A 13,152-nucleotide genomic window follows, 5' to 3' on the forward strand; every position below is an offset into this window, starting at 1 on the left:
CCATGGCCATCGGCGAGCGTCTGTTCATGAACAACTGCGCGCAATGCCACGGCTCCGATGCACGCGGCAGCAAGAGCTTCCCCAATCTGAGCGACGGTGACTGGCTGCATGGCGGCACGCCCGACAAGATCAAGGAAACCATCACCAACGGCCGCATCGGCGTGATGCCTCCCATGGCAGCTGCCGTGGGCTCGGCGGAAGATGTGCGCAATGTGGCTCACTATGTGCTGAGCCTGTCGGGCAGCCCTCACGATGCCGTCAAGGCTTCGCAGGGCAAGTCCAAGTTCGTGGCCTGCGCGGCTTGCCACGGCATGGACGGCAAGGGCAACCAGGCGCTTGGCGCCCCCAACCTGACCGATGACATCTGGCTGCATGGCTGGGGCGAGTCCGTCATTGTCGACATGGTCAACCATGGCAAGATGAACGAGATGCCTGCCCAGAAGGACAAGCTGACCGAAGCGCAGATCGCGGTGCTGGCCTCCTATGTCTGGGGGCTGTCCAACGCAAGCGCCCAGAAGTAAGACGGGTGATGAAGGCGGTGCCAAGGCACCGCCTTTTTCTCGTTTGAGTTTTCAGTAATTACAAAAATATTAAGGAACTGCGATGCCCTGCGATCCGGACAAACCTCGCAAAGTCATTCCGATCACGGCTGAGCCCGTGGACGGCGGCCAGGAATATATGCCCATGTTCGCCTCCGAACAGAAGGTGTACTCGCGCGCCATCAGCGGCGTCTTCTCGCGCTGGCGCTGGATCATGGTGTTCCTGACCCAGATTGTGTTCTACGGCCTGCCCTGGCTGCAGTGGGGCGAGCGCCAGATGGTGCTGTTCGACCTCGGGGCGCGACGCTTCTATCTGTTCGGGCTGGTGCTCTACCCGCAGGACTTCATCTATCTCACGGGGCTGCTCATCATCAGCGCGCTGGGGCTGTTTCTGTTTACCGCGGTGGCCGGGCGTCTGTGGTGCGGCTTTTCCTGTCCGCAGACGGTCTATACCGAGATCTTCATGTGGATCGAGAGCAAGGTGGAGGGAGACCGCAGCGCCCGCATGCGCATCGACAAGCATGGCTGGACCTTCGAGAAGCTCTGGAAGAAGTCGCTCAAGCAGTTCCTCTGGATTGTTCTGTCCCTGTGGACCGGATTCACCTTTGTCGGCTACTTCGTGCCCATCCGTGAACTGGGTGTGGAGCTGATGGCCTTCCAGGGCAGCTGGCAGATTTTCTGGGTGCTGTTCTACGGCTTTGCCACATACGGCAATGCTGGCTATATGCGCGAGCAGGTCTGCAAGTACATGTGCCCCTATGCACGCTTCCAGAGCGCCATGTTCGACAAGGACACCATGATCGTCAGCTACGACGTGCAGCGCGGTGAAGCACGCGGCCCGCGCAGAAAAGACGTGGACTACAAGGCGCAGGGTCTGGGTGACTGCATAGACTGCAAGCTTTGTGTTCAGGTCTGCCCCGTGGGCATCGACATCCGCAAGGGGTTGCAGTACGAGTGCATTGGCTGCGGTCTGTGCATCGATGCCTGCAACTCCGTGATGGACAAGATGGAGTACCCGCGCGGCCTGATCCGCCTGACCACGCAGAACGCCGTGGCCAGGCTCTGGAAGCAGGCGCAGGTGATACGGCGCATCTTCCGCCCGCGCGTGCTGATCTATTCGGCCGTGCTGCTGGCGCTGAGCGCAGCCATGATCGCCAGCCTGGTACTGCGCGAGCCGCTCAAGGTTGACGTGATCCGCGACCGTGCCGCGCTGGCGCGTCTCGTGGCGGGCGGCAAGCTCGAAAACGTCTATCGCCTGCAGATCATGAATGCAACCGAGTCAGAGCAGCGCTATCGCATCAGCGCCACGGGGCTGGATCAGCTGGAGGTCGTATCCGAGCAGGAAGTCTCGGTCGGTCCGGCCGAGACGCGCGGCATTGCGGTGCGCTTGCAGATCCCCTATGGCTCGGCCGATTCCGGCTCGCACCCCGTGCATTTCAATGTGGATGCGCTGACGGCTGGGGCCGGGCGCATCTCCGAAAAGTCCGTGTTCCTGGTGCCGCGCTAGGCCTGCGGCATGCATCGCGACAGCCACGCAAGGGCATCGCGAATCAGCAACAATTGATGCTGCCCGATTGCAGATTTGCAATTGGGCAGCCAGATTTCTGAAAAGAGGTTTCACCATGTCGGCAACACAAGCCAATGTCGCGCACAAGGCCAAGATCATCCACCCCGAGGACGGCAAGCCCTGGTGGAAGTTTGCCCATGTCTGGCTCATCATTGCGGGCCCCGCCGTGGTGGTGGTCGCGGGCATCGTGACCGCCTATATCGCCATGAGCAAGCCGGATCCCGTGATCGACCCCGACTACTATCGCCACGGTATTGAAATCAACCAGCGTCTCACGGAGCGCGAGAAAAGCCTGGCCCCGGCAGTGACGGGGCGCAACCACGCCGCAACGCCGGCCAAGGACCACCCGCTGGATCGCTGATCGCGTTCACCGCAGTCTCAAGGCCGCTTCTGCGGCCTTTTTTGCAGCCCTATCCGGAGCACGATGGTCGTGACGTCGCACGAACCCTGATCGAGCGCTCCGTCGCAGGAGCCTGCATCGCCGGTGGGTGTCGCAGTCCCCCTGCTTTGCCGGCCGCGTCAGCGCGCAGAATCCGCTCCATGATCGGAGGGCTTCAGGGACAAGAACGGATGGCAAGCCATTCAGGACGATTTCGCATGTCCTTGGACTCGGAGCAAACCATGGACATTGCCGCATGCTTTGACATGGCGCGATCCAGGGTTTCCCATCTGAGTGCATGCCCTTGGTATGCGGGGAAAGTCATGGCAATTGGGCAAAATAGGTTGATACCCACTGGCCAAGGAGAATCGCGATGGATGCTCGACGCTGGATGTGGATTGTCTGGCCGGCTTTTTTGGCCGCGGCAATCATGGAGATGGTGGTATTTGCCTTTGTGGACCCGTTGGACATGCGCTGGCTGGGGACGTCTCTGGACGGGTCGCGCAATGCCGTCTACACCGTGGCCTTTTTTGTCTTCTGGGCGGTCTCCGTGATCAGCGGGATGATGACCGTCATGCTGGGGCGTTCTGCCAGCGATCTGAACCAGGGCGCAGGCACGGAGCCTCTGGCCGAATAGCGCGCGCTGCAAGAGTCCGCAGCGTCGGGACGGGTCTCAGTCCCGGTTCCTGGCCCGTCGCTTGCGGTACCGACCGTCTCGAAGACCAAATCCCTGGCGGGCGTGTCGCCATGAAAAGCCCGCTTTCCGCAGGCCTTGTCCTGAAGTCAGCCTGTCGTACTCAGTTTTGACATTGCTGGCTGTTGACGATGCGCTTGAGTGCTTCCGTATCCAGAATGCGCAGATGGCGCTGTCGGACTTCGAGGATGCCTTCTTCGGCGAACTTGGAGAAGGTGCGACTCACGGTCTCCAGCTTGAGGCCCAGATAGCTGCCGATTTCTTCACGGGTCATGCGCAATACCAGCTCGGACTTCGAAAAGCCGCGTGCCGAAAGGCGCTGCACCAGATTCAGCACAAAGGCCGCCAGACGCTCTTCCGCGCGCATGCTGCCCAGCAGCAGCATCACGCCGTGCTCACGCACGATTTCGCGGCTCATGACCTTGTGTACATGATTCTGCAGGGCTGTGACTTCCCGCGAGAGCTGTTCGAGCTTGTCGAAAGGCATGACGCAGACTTCGGCATCTTCCAGCGCCACGGCATCGCAGGTGTGGTGGTCGTTGACGATGCCATCCAGGCCGATGATCTCGCCCGCCATCTGAAAGCCGGTGACCTGGTCGCGACCGTCCTCGGTGGCCACGCTGGTCTTGAAGAAGCCGGTGCGAATGGCATAGAGCGAGGTGAACTCCTCGCCGTTGCGAAACAGCAGCCCGCCCCGTTTGACCTTGCGGCGAGTCGCCACAATCTCGTCAATGCGCTCCATTTGTTCATCGTCCAGGCCCATGGGCATGCACAGTTCACGCAGATTGCAGTTGGAGCAGGATGCTTTGATGGTCTGAAGATTCATGGGCTTTTCAGCAGCGGCACAGACAGACTTTCAATGGATAGTCGCGCCGGTCATTGACCTCGTGGTTAGGGATGAGTTGGATCAAATTGTCGCAGCACTTGCCTCGCGCTCTCTTGATATTCATCAAGGACAGCATGATTGCCTTGGTGCACATTGTTTGCATTGATTCAAAAACATGTGCTTCTGCCCATTATGGGCATGATTTCCAGGATTCGATTTCCTTTGGAATCTGCTTAATGTGGAGTGTGGGCGCACCCTAACTTTCAGTTATGACCGTAGTCACGCCCGAGTTGCTGAGCCGTTTTGATATCCCCGGCCCACGCTACACATCCTTCCCAACAGCCGACCGTTTTGTTGAGGCTTTTGGTGCAGACGACTATATCTTGGCATTGAAACAGCGCAAGACGCATTCGGGATCACGTGCTTTGCCCTTGTCGGTTTATGTGCATATTCCTTTTTGCGAGTCGCTTTGCTATTACTGCGCCTGCAACAAGATCGTGACCAAGCATCATGAAAAGGCTGCCGAGTATCTGGATTATCTGAGCCGCGAACTGTCCATGCATACCGAGCATTGCGGCAAAGGCCAGTGGGTCAGCCAGTTGCATTTGGGGGGGGGGACGCCGACCTTCTTCAGCGATGCTGAACTGCAGCAGTTGATGGCCCTGATGCGTGAGCATTTCAAGCTTGATCCTGCCGGCGAGTACTCCATCGAGGTCGATCCGCGCACCGTCAGCAACGCGAGGCTGAAGGCTCTCAGGGAGATGGGCTTCAATCGCCTGAGTTTTGGAGTTCAGGATTTCGACCCTGTGGTGCAGAAGTCGGTGCACCGCGAGCAGCCGTCCGAGCAGGTCTTCGAGCTGGTGGCCGAGGCGCGCCGCCTGGGCTTTGTGTCCATCAATGTGGATCTGATCTACGGTCTGCCCAAGCAGACGCCCGAGTCTTTTGCGCGCACGTTGGCGCAGGTCAATCAGCTGCGTCCTGACCGCATCGCGCTATACGCCTATGCGCACCTGCCCGAGCGTTTCAAGCCGCAAAGACGTATTGCATCGGCTGACCTGCCCGTGGGCAAGCAGAAGCTGAACATGCTCTCCGACGCCATCGACGCCTTCATGAAAGGTGGCTATGTCTATGTAGGCATGGACCACTTTGCGCTTCCTGACGACTCTCTGGCCATCGCCAAGCGCCAGGGCCGCCTGCATCGCAATTTCCAGGGCTACAGCACCCAGCCCGATTGCGACCTGATTGCGCTGGGCGTCTCGGCCATCGGCAAGGTGGGGGCCACTTACAGCCAGAACGTCAAGACACTGGAGGAGTACTACGACGCCATCGATGGCGGCATGCTGCCCGTGCAGCGTGGATTGGCGCTCTCGCGTGACGATCTGGTGCGGCGAGCCATCATCATGGCGGTCATGTGCCAGGGCTCTGTCCTGTATGAACCGATGGAGCAGGCCTGGCTGATCAATTTCCGAGAGTACTTTGCCAAGGAGCTGACCGCGCTGGAGGAGATGCAGCGCAATGGCCTGGTGCAGTTGTCTGACGAGGGCTTCAAGGTCACGGGTCTGGGCTGGTTTTTTGTGCGCGGAGTAGCCATGCTGTTTGATCGATATTTGCAGGCCGACCGAAACCGGGCGCGCTTTTCGCGCATCATCTAGCGCATGTTGTTTTCGCTGGTCTGGACTGCTTTGATCATGGGGCTCGTGGGTGGGCCCCATTGTCTTGCGATGTGCGCTGCACCTTGCAGTGTTGTCACGGCCGCAAGGCCTGCCGGCGGCGGGCAGGTCATCGCCATGCACGGGCTGCGCAGCCGCCAATGGCTGCGTGCCAGTCTGTTTCACCTGGGACGCGTTGCCGGTTATGCCCTGCTGGGAGGGGTGGCGGCGGTGGCCATGGAGAGTCTGGCCTGGCTGACCAGCCAGACCACGGCCTTGCAGAGGTTGTGGACGCTGATGCATGTGGCGGTCATGGCCTGGGGTCTGGCCATGGTGGTGCAGGCGCGGCAACCGGCCTGGCTGGAGCAGGCGGGGCGCTCTGTCTGGACCAGGGTTCAGCCCTGGGTCGTTGCGCCGGGAGGTAGCCTGGCTGCAGGCTTGGCCTGGGCCCTGATGCCTTGCGGTTTGCTGTATTCGGCAGTACTGGTGGCGGCGCTGAGTGGCGGCGTCTGGCAAGGTGCCTTGTCCATGGCAGCCTTTGCCGTGGGCGGAGCATTGTGGTTGCTGGCGGGCCCCTGGTTGTGGCAGCTGGGGCAGTCGCATGTCAATGCATGGCGCGCACGCTGGGGCACCAGGATTGCAGGGTTGATGCTGATCGGTGTTGCGAGTTGGGCTTTGTGGATGGATCTGGTCTACAAACCCAGCCTTTGGTGCCGATAAGTCACACAGGAGGGGGAATGTTGGTGCCGTTTGCATCCCAACAGACCCTAGTCATGGTCGGGCAGTCATGGAACTGCGGAATAATGTCTCATCTTGTGTGTAGCGCTCAAAGTGAATCGTTTCGTTGCTATTGATATCGGACAACTGCGTATAGGCATGTATGTCCACCTGGAGACGGGCTGGTTGCGCCATCCGTTTCCCGTTAGCAGCTTCAAGATTGCCAATGACGAGCAGTTGCAGACCCTCAGGACCCTGAAGCTCAAGGCCGTTCAGGTCGATCTCTCCAGAAGCGATCTGGAAGAGGCCGTGAGGCCTGCCGTTGAGCCGCCCCGTCCTGCAGCCAGCAGTCCCGACAACGATGCCCATGCCTGGCGCGACAGCATTTTGGGTGTGCAGTCCCGGTTTCTGGGCGCGGTTTCCGTTTTTGATGATGTTCAGGCCTTGTTGCCAGGCAACCCCGAGCGGGCCCGCGCGACGACGGACATGCTGGTTGCGCAGCAGGTCGTCAAGCTGGCGCAGGCCCGTGATCTGAGCCTGCACCTGCTGGCGGATACGGGGGGAGCCACACTCGGCGTCCATGGTGTGAACGTTTCCGTGCTGAGCCTTTTGCTGGGCAAGACGCTGGGCTTGCGCAGCGATGTGCTGCAGGATCTTGGCACGGCCGCCTTGCTGCACGACATCGGCAAGCCGGGACTGGAGATCTCCGCATCGGCCAATGCGCTGAATCAAGGCTCCGATCGCATGCCGCTGCGAGAGACCGCCTATGCACGACATGTCGGAGAGTCGGTGGCATTGGCCCTGTCCATGGGCTATCCTCCTTCGGTCACGACGGCCATCGCCCAGCACCATGAATGGGCCGACGGATCGGGTTTTCCCCTGGGCCTGCTCGCGACCGATATGGATATTGCGGGACAGATACTGGCGCTGGCCAACAATTTCGAGCGTTTGTGCAATCTGCCGCTGCAAGGCAACGAAATGACGCCCCATGAAGCCATGGCCGCACTGTACGGGCAATATCGACAGCGTTATGCCCCCGATGTGCTCAAGGCATTCGTGCAGACCCTGGGGGTCTATCCGCCGGGCTCCTTGGTGGAGCTCAGCGACGGTCGCATGGGCGTTGTGGTGTCCGTCAATACCAGCCAGTCTCTCAAGCCGCAGGTGCTGACCTATGACATGAAGGCTGCGCACAAGTTGCGGTTTGTCGATCTGCTTGAATATGTGGGCCTGGGTATCCGCCGCGGTTTGACGCGTAATCAGCTATCGCGTGGCGCGCTTGAAGCTTTGCAGCCACAAAGGCGTCTTTGCTATTTTTTTGATAGTTCTGCAGCGCCTGCTGTCGAGAAAGATCTCGCGTGAATATGCCGCAGAGTTTTCTGATTGACCCTCTGCTTGCCTCCATGCTTGATGGCCTGCAGGAGGCAGTCTGGCTGCTGGATGCGCAGACCCTGCGCGTGCTTCATGCCAATGCAGCCAGCATGCAGCTCACGGGCTACAGCCCGAAGCAGGCACAGGAGCAGTATGTCGATGTGCTGTGCGCTTCCCTGGTGCAGAAAGCGTTTTGGCAGGATGCGTCCAACTGGGTGGGTGGCGCGAAATTTCTCACGGAGATCTGCAGGGCAGATGGGGCGTTGACGGCCGTGGAGATGGGGGTTGGCACCATTGCCCAGAATCCGCGTTGGCTGATGCTCACCATGCTCGATCGCAGCGAGCAGCTGCGGCACGAGAGCGAGCTGGACATGCTGCTTGCGGAACTGCGCGCGACGCTGGAGTCCACCGCAGATGGCATGCTGGTCTGTGATCTGCGCGGCGGCATCCGCGCCTTCAACCACCGTTTCGCAGAGCTTTGGCAACTGCCCGAATCCCTGCTCGTGCAACGCGACGACGAGGCCATCTTTGCCCATCTCGCGGCGCAGACCATCAGCAGCGAGAGTCAGTTCACGTTGTTGCAGGAGGCGCAGGATCTGTCGGCACCCGAGACCTCGGAGGTGCTGCAACTGCTGAGCGGGCGGGTGCTGGAGCGTCGCTCCGTGCCCCAGCTCAGCCGTGGCGTGGCAATAGGGCGTATCTATTCCTACCGGGATATCACGGTGGAATCCAGTTCGGCGACGGAGCTGCGTCTGGCGGCACGCGTGTTTGAGTCCAGTCTGGACGGCATCTTCATTGCTGACGCCGCAGGAGTCATTGTTCAGATCAATCCGGCGGGTGGGCAGCTGCTGCATGGCAGGCCGGTGCTGGGTCTTGCCGCCTGGGCTCTGTTCGAGTCCGAAGGAGGACCTGTTTCCGATCTGCTGGAGCTGGCGGCGGCACGCTGGGATGTGGGCAGCTTCTGGGAAGGCAATCTCTGGCTCAAGCAGAGCGACGGTCAGCGCTGTGCAGTCTGGCTGTCCTGGGTGGCATTGCGCGACGGCTATGGTCGTCTGGTGCAGAGCATTGGCTTCATGCGCGACATGACCTTGCAGCGCAGTGCGCAAAAGCAGATCGAGCAGCTTGCCTATAGCGATGCACTGACGGGACTGCCCAACCGCCTGAGCTTGAGTCGACATGTGCAGGCCGCCATCACCGCCGCGCGCTTCACGCAACAGCCCTTCAGCATCCTGTTTCTCGATCTGGACCGTTTCAAGATCATCAACGACTCCCTGGGGCATGACTTTGGCGATCGTGTGCTCAAGCTGGTTGCGCAGCGCCTCAGTGGATTGCTGCGCCCTGCAGACGTGCTGTGTCGGCAGGGAGGGGACGAGTTTGTGCTCTACCTGCATGACTGCACCGGAGAGGGTGCTTCGGCGGTGGCAGCGCGCATCCTGGAAGAGATGCGTCAGCCCTTCATGCTCGACGGCCTGGGGTTTTCCGTGCAATGCAGCATCGGTGCGGCGCAGTTTCCTGCAGATGGGTTGACGCTTGACGAGCTGATCCGTCAGGCCGATATCGCCATGTACCGCGTCAAGGAACGCGGGCGCGGCAATTTCAGCTTCTACCAGCCTCAGATGAGTGCGGGCCTGCTCTCGCGCATGAAACTGGAGCATGCCATGCGGCAGGCTCTGGACAAGGGGCATATGGCCGTGCACTTCCAGCCTCAGGTCCATATCCGTTCGGGGCGCATTGTGGCGGCGGAGGCTTTGCTGCGCTGGACGGACCCTGAGCTGGGTGTGATCTCTCCGGCCGCCTTCATTCCGTTGGCCGAAGAGTCCGGCTATGTGGTTGCGCTGGATGCCTGGGTGCTGGAGCAGTCGGTGCAGGAGGCAGCGCGCTGGCTGGCCATGGGCAAGCCCGTGAAGGTGTCGGTCAATGTCTCGGCTCTCGAGTTCAGGCAGCCGGACTTTGTGGATCGCCTCAAACGCGTGCTGGAAGCCAGCGGCTTGCCGGCCCTGTGGCTGGAGCTGGAGCTGACCGAGAGCATCCTGCTGCAGGAGGCCCAGGAAATGGCCTTGCGCGTGCACCAGATTGCAGAGCTGGGCGTGGGCCTGGTCATTGATGACTTCGGTACCGGCTATTCGAGCCTGGCCTATTTGAAAAAACTGCCGATCTCCAAGATCAAGATCGACCAGAGCTTTGTGCGCGGCCTGCCTCACGACGCGGGAGACAAGGCCATCGTGGGGGCCATCATCAGCATGGGGCAGGCCCTGGGAGTGGAGCTGGTGGCCGAGGGTGTGGAAACGCAGGAGCAGTGCCAGGCCATCGAGCAGTTGCAGGGCGACTACTTCCAGGGCTATCTGTGCTCGCCCGCCCTGCCTGCGGAGCAGTTCAGGAAGCGTCTGGAGCAGGGGGCCGCCGAGCTGGCATCCGGCACGCGTCCTTACTTGCCGGACGAAGATGGCAGCGGCATCCAGGTTGCAGGACTTCAATAGACAAGGGGAAAGCAGCCTTGCGAGGTGTTCCATCGTCTGATTTGACGATGCGCGAGCCGTGCGGACCCGGCAGGATCAGGGAATTTCCTGGGCCGGCTGCTGGGCACCTGCAACAAAGAGCAATGCCTGCGGAGTTGAGCAACTGAGCAGTGCTGATGGGCCGGTTTTTTTGAGATAGCCAATGCCCAACAGCGAATACGCACCTTTCGATTTCTACAACTGCCGTTCGGCGGCTCTCGGTGTCGCCAATGGCATGCCTGTCGGCTTTTCTGTCCCGGGGCGTGCCGAACCGGATGCTGCGCGATCGCTGGATGAGGCCTCGGTCATCAGCACCGAAGCCGTGAGTCAGCTGATTGCAGCGCTGTATGAGTCAGCCATCGATCCGCAGAACTGGAAGGTTTTTCTGGAACTGCTGCGTTCGTGCACCAATGGCAACTACGCCTCGCTCGTGGTGCGAGACCCCCACGGCGAAAATGTGGGTTGGGTCATCTCGGCAACCGGCGGCCGCTCCGAGGTGATTCCGTACGACCCCTATGCACAGTGGAGTCCGTTCCTGGGCATTGCCAAGGACAAGGTGCTCACTTTGCGCGATGTGATGACGGAGTCGGAATGGCATGCCTGCCGCTACTACACCGACTGGTGCAAGGGGGTGGACATAGAGCACATTCTGGCGGTTGACGTCATGACTGACAACGGTTGCTCCTATGGCTGGCGCATCACGCGGTCTGCGTCCGCTGGTGCATTCGAATCACGGCAGCTCGACTTGGTACGCATGCTGTTGCCCCACCTCAAGCGGGGCCTCAACATGCAGCTGGATCTGCATCGTGACCGGCAGGTCATATCTCTATACGGGCGTGCCACCGCGCAGCTGATGATGGGGGTGGTCATTCTCGATCAGGCCGGGAAGATGATAGAAGCCAACCCGGCGGCAAAATCCATTCTGAACCTGGGTGATGGAATACGGGTCAGCAACGGAGCGCTCGAGGCCGTCTATGCGAATGACAATCGCAAGCTGCAGCGTCTGATCCGCGATGCCCTGCTTTCGCCCAGGTTGGGGCATGTCTCCATGACGGAGGGCATGTCCATCACCCGCCAGTCCGGTGAGATGAACTGGGGTGTGGTGGTGCAAAGCATCTCTCCCGATGAGTGGACTGAGGGCAAGCAACGTCCCAGCGTTGCAGTTTTTCTGCGCGATACGACAGGCAAGGCAGAGCCGCCCGTCAAGCTGACGCAGCAGCTGTTCCATCTGACGCCCGCCGAAACCGCAGTGGCCACGCACCTGAGCAACGGGATGTCCCTGGAGGAGGCAGCGGAGACGCTGGGCATCAAGCCCAATACCGCGCGCGCCCACCTTCGCTCCATCTTCTCCAAGACCGGGGTTCGTCGCCAGACAGAACTGGTGCGACTCTTTCTCAACAGCGTGGCCTGGCTGGGCAATCAGTGAACCCTTCTGTACACCCGGAAACGCCTTGTGGCTTGGGACGCGCGGCTTGCGTCTCTCGCAGACAGATGTCCAGTGCAAGTCCAGGTATCCGGCCCCCGCTGCCGCAGGCGAACCGGCGGCCGGTGCTGCATGGATGTCTGGAGAGGCGTGCATTGCTTGCGTCAGCCGGGGCGCGGCACCGGGTCAAGCGGCAGGTCTGTTTCTCTGCTCATGTGCGTCGTCGGAATCATCCGGATAGACAGCGCCCGATACATGTACTCGATCGCGTCCCGCGTTTTTGGCTTGATACAGGAGTTGATCAGCTTCCTTCAATGCTTGCGCAAGCTGGGATGCCTGGGTGATAGGAGAAATGCCGAAGCTCATGGTCAGTTTGGGGCCCGATGGAAGAACCGCATTCCTGGACCCGAGGTCACGCTGTATGCGCTGGGCAATCTGCTTTGCATCGCTCAGCGCGATGTCGGTCAACAGCATCACGAACTCTTCGCCGCCGAATCGGGCGACCAGGTCCTGCTCTCGCACATTGTTCTGCAAAGTCGCAGACACGAGCTGCAGCACCTTGTCCCCGCGTTCGTGACCCCAGGCATCGTTGATGCGTTTGAAGTGATCGATATCACAGGCCAGAACGGCCATGGGATAGAGCCGTGGATCATCCAGCCGCTTCTGGGCATGTTCCTGAAAGGAGCGACGATTCAGTATCTGGGTCAGTGCATCAAAGTCACGTTCCATGCGCAGCTTGTCCACGGTTTCCTTCACGGCGATGGCGGTCATCACCACGGTGAAAAGCAGCGAGAAGTTGAGAATGCTCACCAGCGTCAGAATCCAGTAGGGCGATCTTGGCAGGGAGCGCAGATCCGAGTATCCGAGCAGCCAGATCAGCGCCGGTCGAGTGAAGGTGTAGGCGGTGAAAATGATGCTCAGCCAGAGCAGCGTCTTGTCGAGCCAGTCAAACGAGTTCTTTTTCGAGCGGACCTGCAGGATGGGCAGCAGCAGAACAAGACCGGAACCAATGCTGAAAGAGCTCACCCGGGCCCAGACGTTTGGATCGACCCGACTGAACTGATAGAGCGCAGCCAAGGTGACGATGGAGATCAGTGACACCGCATAAGGCTGGGTCGATACCCGCCACCTTTCCGACCAGCTTTTGGCAAGGCACCAGGCGCTCAGCAGGTAGAAGCTGCCGATGTGCAGTGCATAGTGATTGAGCTCCTCCAGGGGCAGCAGGCTTTGCACCCCGAGAGGCAGGGCTGCCAGCGAATAGGCGCAAGCTTGCCAGAGCAGAAAGCGCTGTGATCTTTGGGTGAGCCAGGCAACGATCAATATGGCTGCAAGAGCCAGTATTGCCAATGATGGCGTCAGAACCAGGAGGAAGTCGTTGTTCGCGAACATCTGACCAGAGCCTTCTCGATCAAAGACCGAAACGCAGCACCATTGCCTGTTCTGCAGGGGCAAACCGGCAGGCGACAGGCGCTATTCATACATCCTGACGCGTGAC

Annotated in this window: 11 protein-coding genes; 9 read left to right on the forward strand and 2 right to left on the reverse strand. The window is 60.3% G+C overall.

Annotated elements, in window-relative coordinates; genetic code table 11:
* The 4 genes from E2583_RS20625 to E2583_RS20640 all read left to right on the forward strand — a co-directional run.
* Nucleotides 1-521: c-type cytochrome (locus tag E2583_RS20625; protein ID WP_291598172.1), on the forward strand; the 521-nt coding region annotated here is incomplete at its 5' end.
* A gap of 82 nt (nt 522-603) precedes the next feature.
* A complete protein-coding gene (gene ccoG, locus E2583_RS20630) occupies nt 604-2,046 on the forward strand; it encodes a cytochrome c oxidase accessory protein CcoG (RefSeq protein WP_291598173.1) in 1,443 nt (480 codons plus the stop codon).
* A gap of 115 nt (nt 2,047-2,161) precedes the next feature.
* Complete coding sequence (locus tag E2583_RS20635; protein WP_291598175.1) at nt 2,162-2,467, forward strand: FixH family protein; 306 nt, start codon at nt 2,162-2,164, stop codon at nt 2,465-2,467.
* A 391-nt stretch (nt 2,468-2,858) separates the two neighbouring features.
* Nucleotides 2,859-3,122 carry a hypothetical protein gene (locus tag E2583_RS20640; RefSeq protein ID WP_291598177.1) on the forward strand — a complete coding sequence of 88 codons (264 nt, stop codon included), beginning with the start codon at nt 2,859-2,861 and terminating at the stop codon, nt 3,120-3,122.
* Between the two features lie 160 nt (nt 3,123-3,282).
* On the opposite strand, the gene fnr is transcribed toward E2583_RS20640, so the two are convergent.
* A complete protein-coding gene (fnr, locus tag E2583_RS20645; RefSeq protein ID WP_291598179.1) occupies nt 3,283-4,005 on the reverse strand; it encodes a fumarate/nitrate reduction transcriptional regulator Fnr in 723 nt (240 codons plus the stop codon).
* Nucleotides 4,006-4,274: 269 nt separating this feature from the next.
* Here fnr and hemN point away from each other — a divergent pair, with 269 nt between their 5' ends.
* The 5 genes from hemN (at nt 4,275) to E2583_RS20670 (ending at nt 11,660) form a co-directional block, all read left to right on the forward strand.
* The gene (gene hemN / locus E2583_RS20650; RefSeq protein WP_291598180.1) at nt 4,275-5,657 is read left to right on the forward strand and encodes an oxygen-independent coproporphyrinogen III oxidase; all 1,383 of its coding nucleotides are present in this window, start codon (nt 4,275-4,277) and stop codon (nt 5,655-5,657) included.
* Nucleotides 5,658-5,660: 3 nt separating this feature from the next.
* Nucleotides 5,661-6,374, forward strand: a complete 714-nt coding sequence (locus E2583_RS20655) for a sulfite exporter TauE/SafE family protein (protein WP_291598181.1) — start codon at nt 5,661-5,663, stop codon at nt 6,372-6,374.
* A 111-nt stretch (nt 6,375-6,485) separates the two neighbouring features.
* The gene (locus E2583_RS20660; protein WP_291598183.1) at nt 6,486-7,730 is read left to right on the forward strand and encodes an HD-GYP domain-containing protein; all 1,245 of its coding nucleotides are present in this window, start codon (nt 6,486-6,488) and stop codon (nt 7,728-7,730) included.
* 2 nt (nt 7,731-7,732) lie between these two features.
* On the forward strand, nt 7,733-10,216 hold the full coding sequence (locus tag E2583_RS20665; protein WP_291598185.1) for an EAL domain-containing protein: 2,484 nt from the start codon (nt 7,733-7,735) through the stop codon (nt 10,214-10,216).
* Between the two features lie 181 nt (nt 10,217-10,397).
* Nucleotides 10,398-11,660, forward strand: a complete 1,263-nt coding sequence (locus E2583_RS20670) for a helix-turn-helix transcriptional regulator (protein ID WP_291598187.1) — start codon at nt 10,398-10,400, stop codon at nt 11,658-11,660.
* Between the two features lie 183 nt (nt 11,661-11,843).
* On the opposite strand, the gene E2583_RS20675 is transcribed toward E2583_RS20670, so the two are convergent.
* Nucleotides 11,844-13,046, reverse strand: coding sequence for a diguanylate cyclase (locus tag E2583_RS20675; RefSeq protein WP_291598189.1), 1,203 nt, complete (start codon nt 13,044-13,046; stop codon nt 11,844-11,846).
* Between the last annotated feature and the right edge of the window lie 106 nt (nt 13,047-13,152).

It is taken from the genome of Comamonas sp., assembly GCF_009360615.1.
Classification (GTDB): domain Bacteria; phylum Pseudomonadota; class Gammaproteobacteria; order Burkholderiales; family Burkholderiaceae_C; genus Comamonas.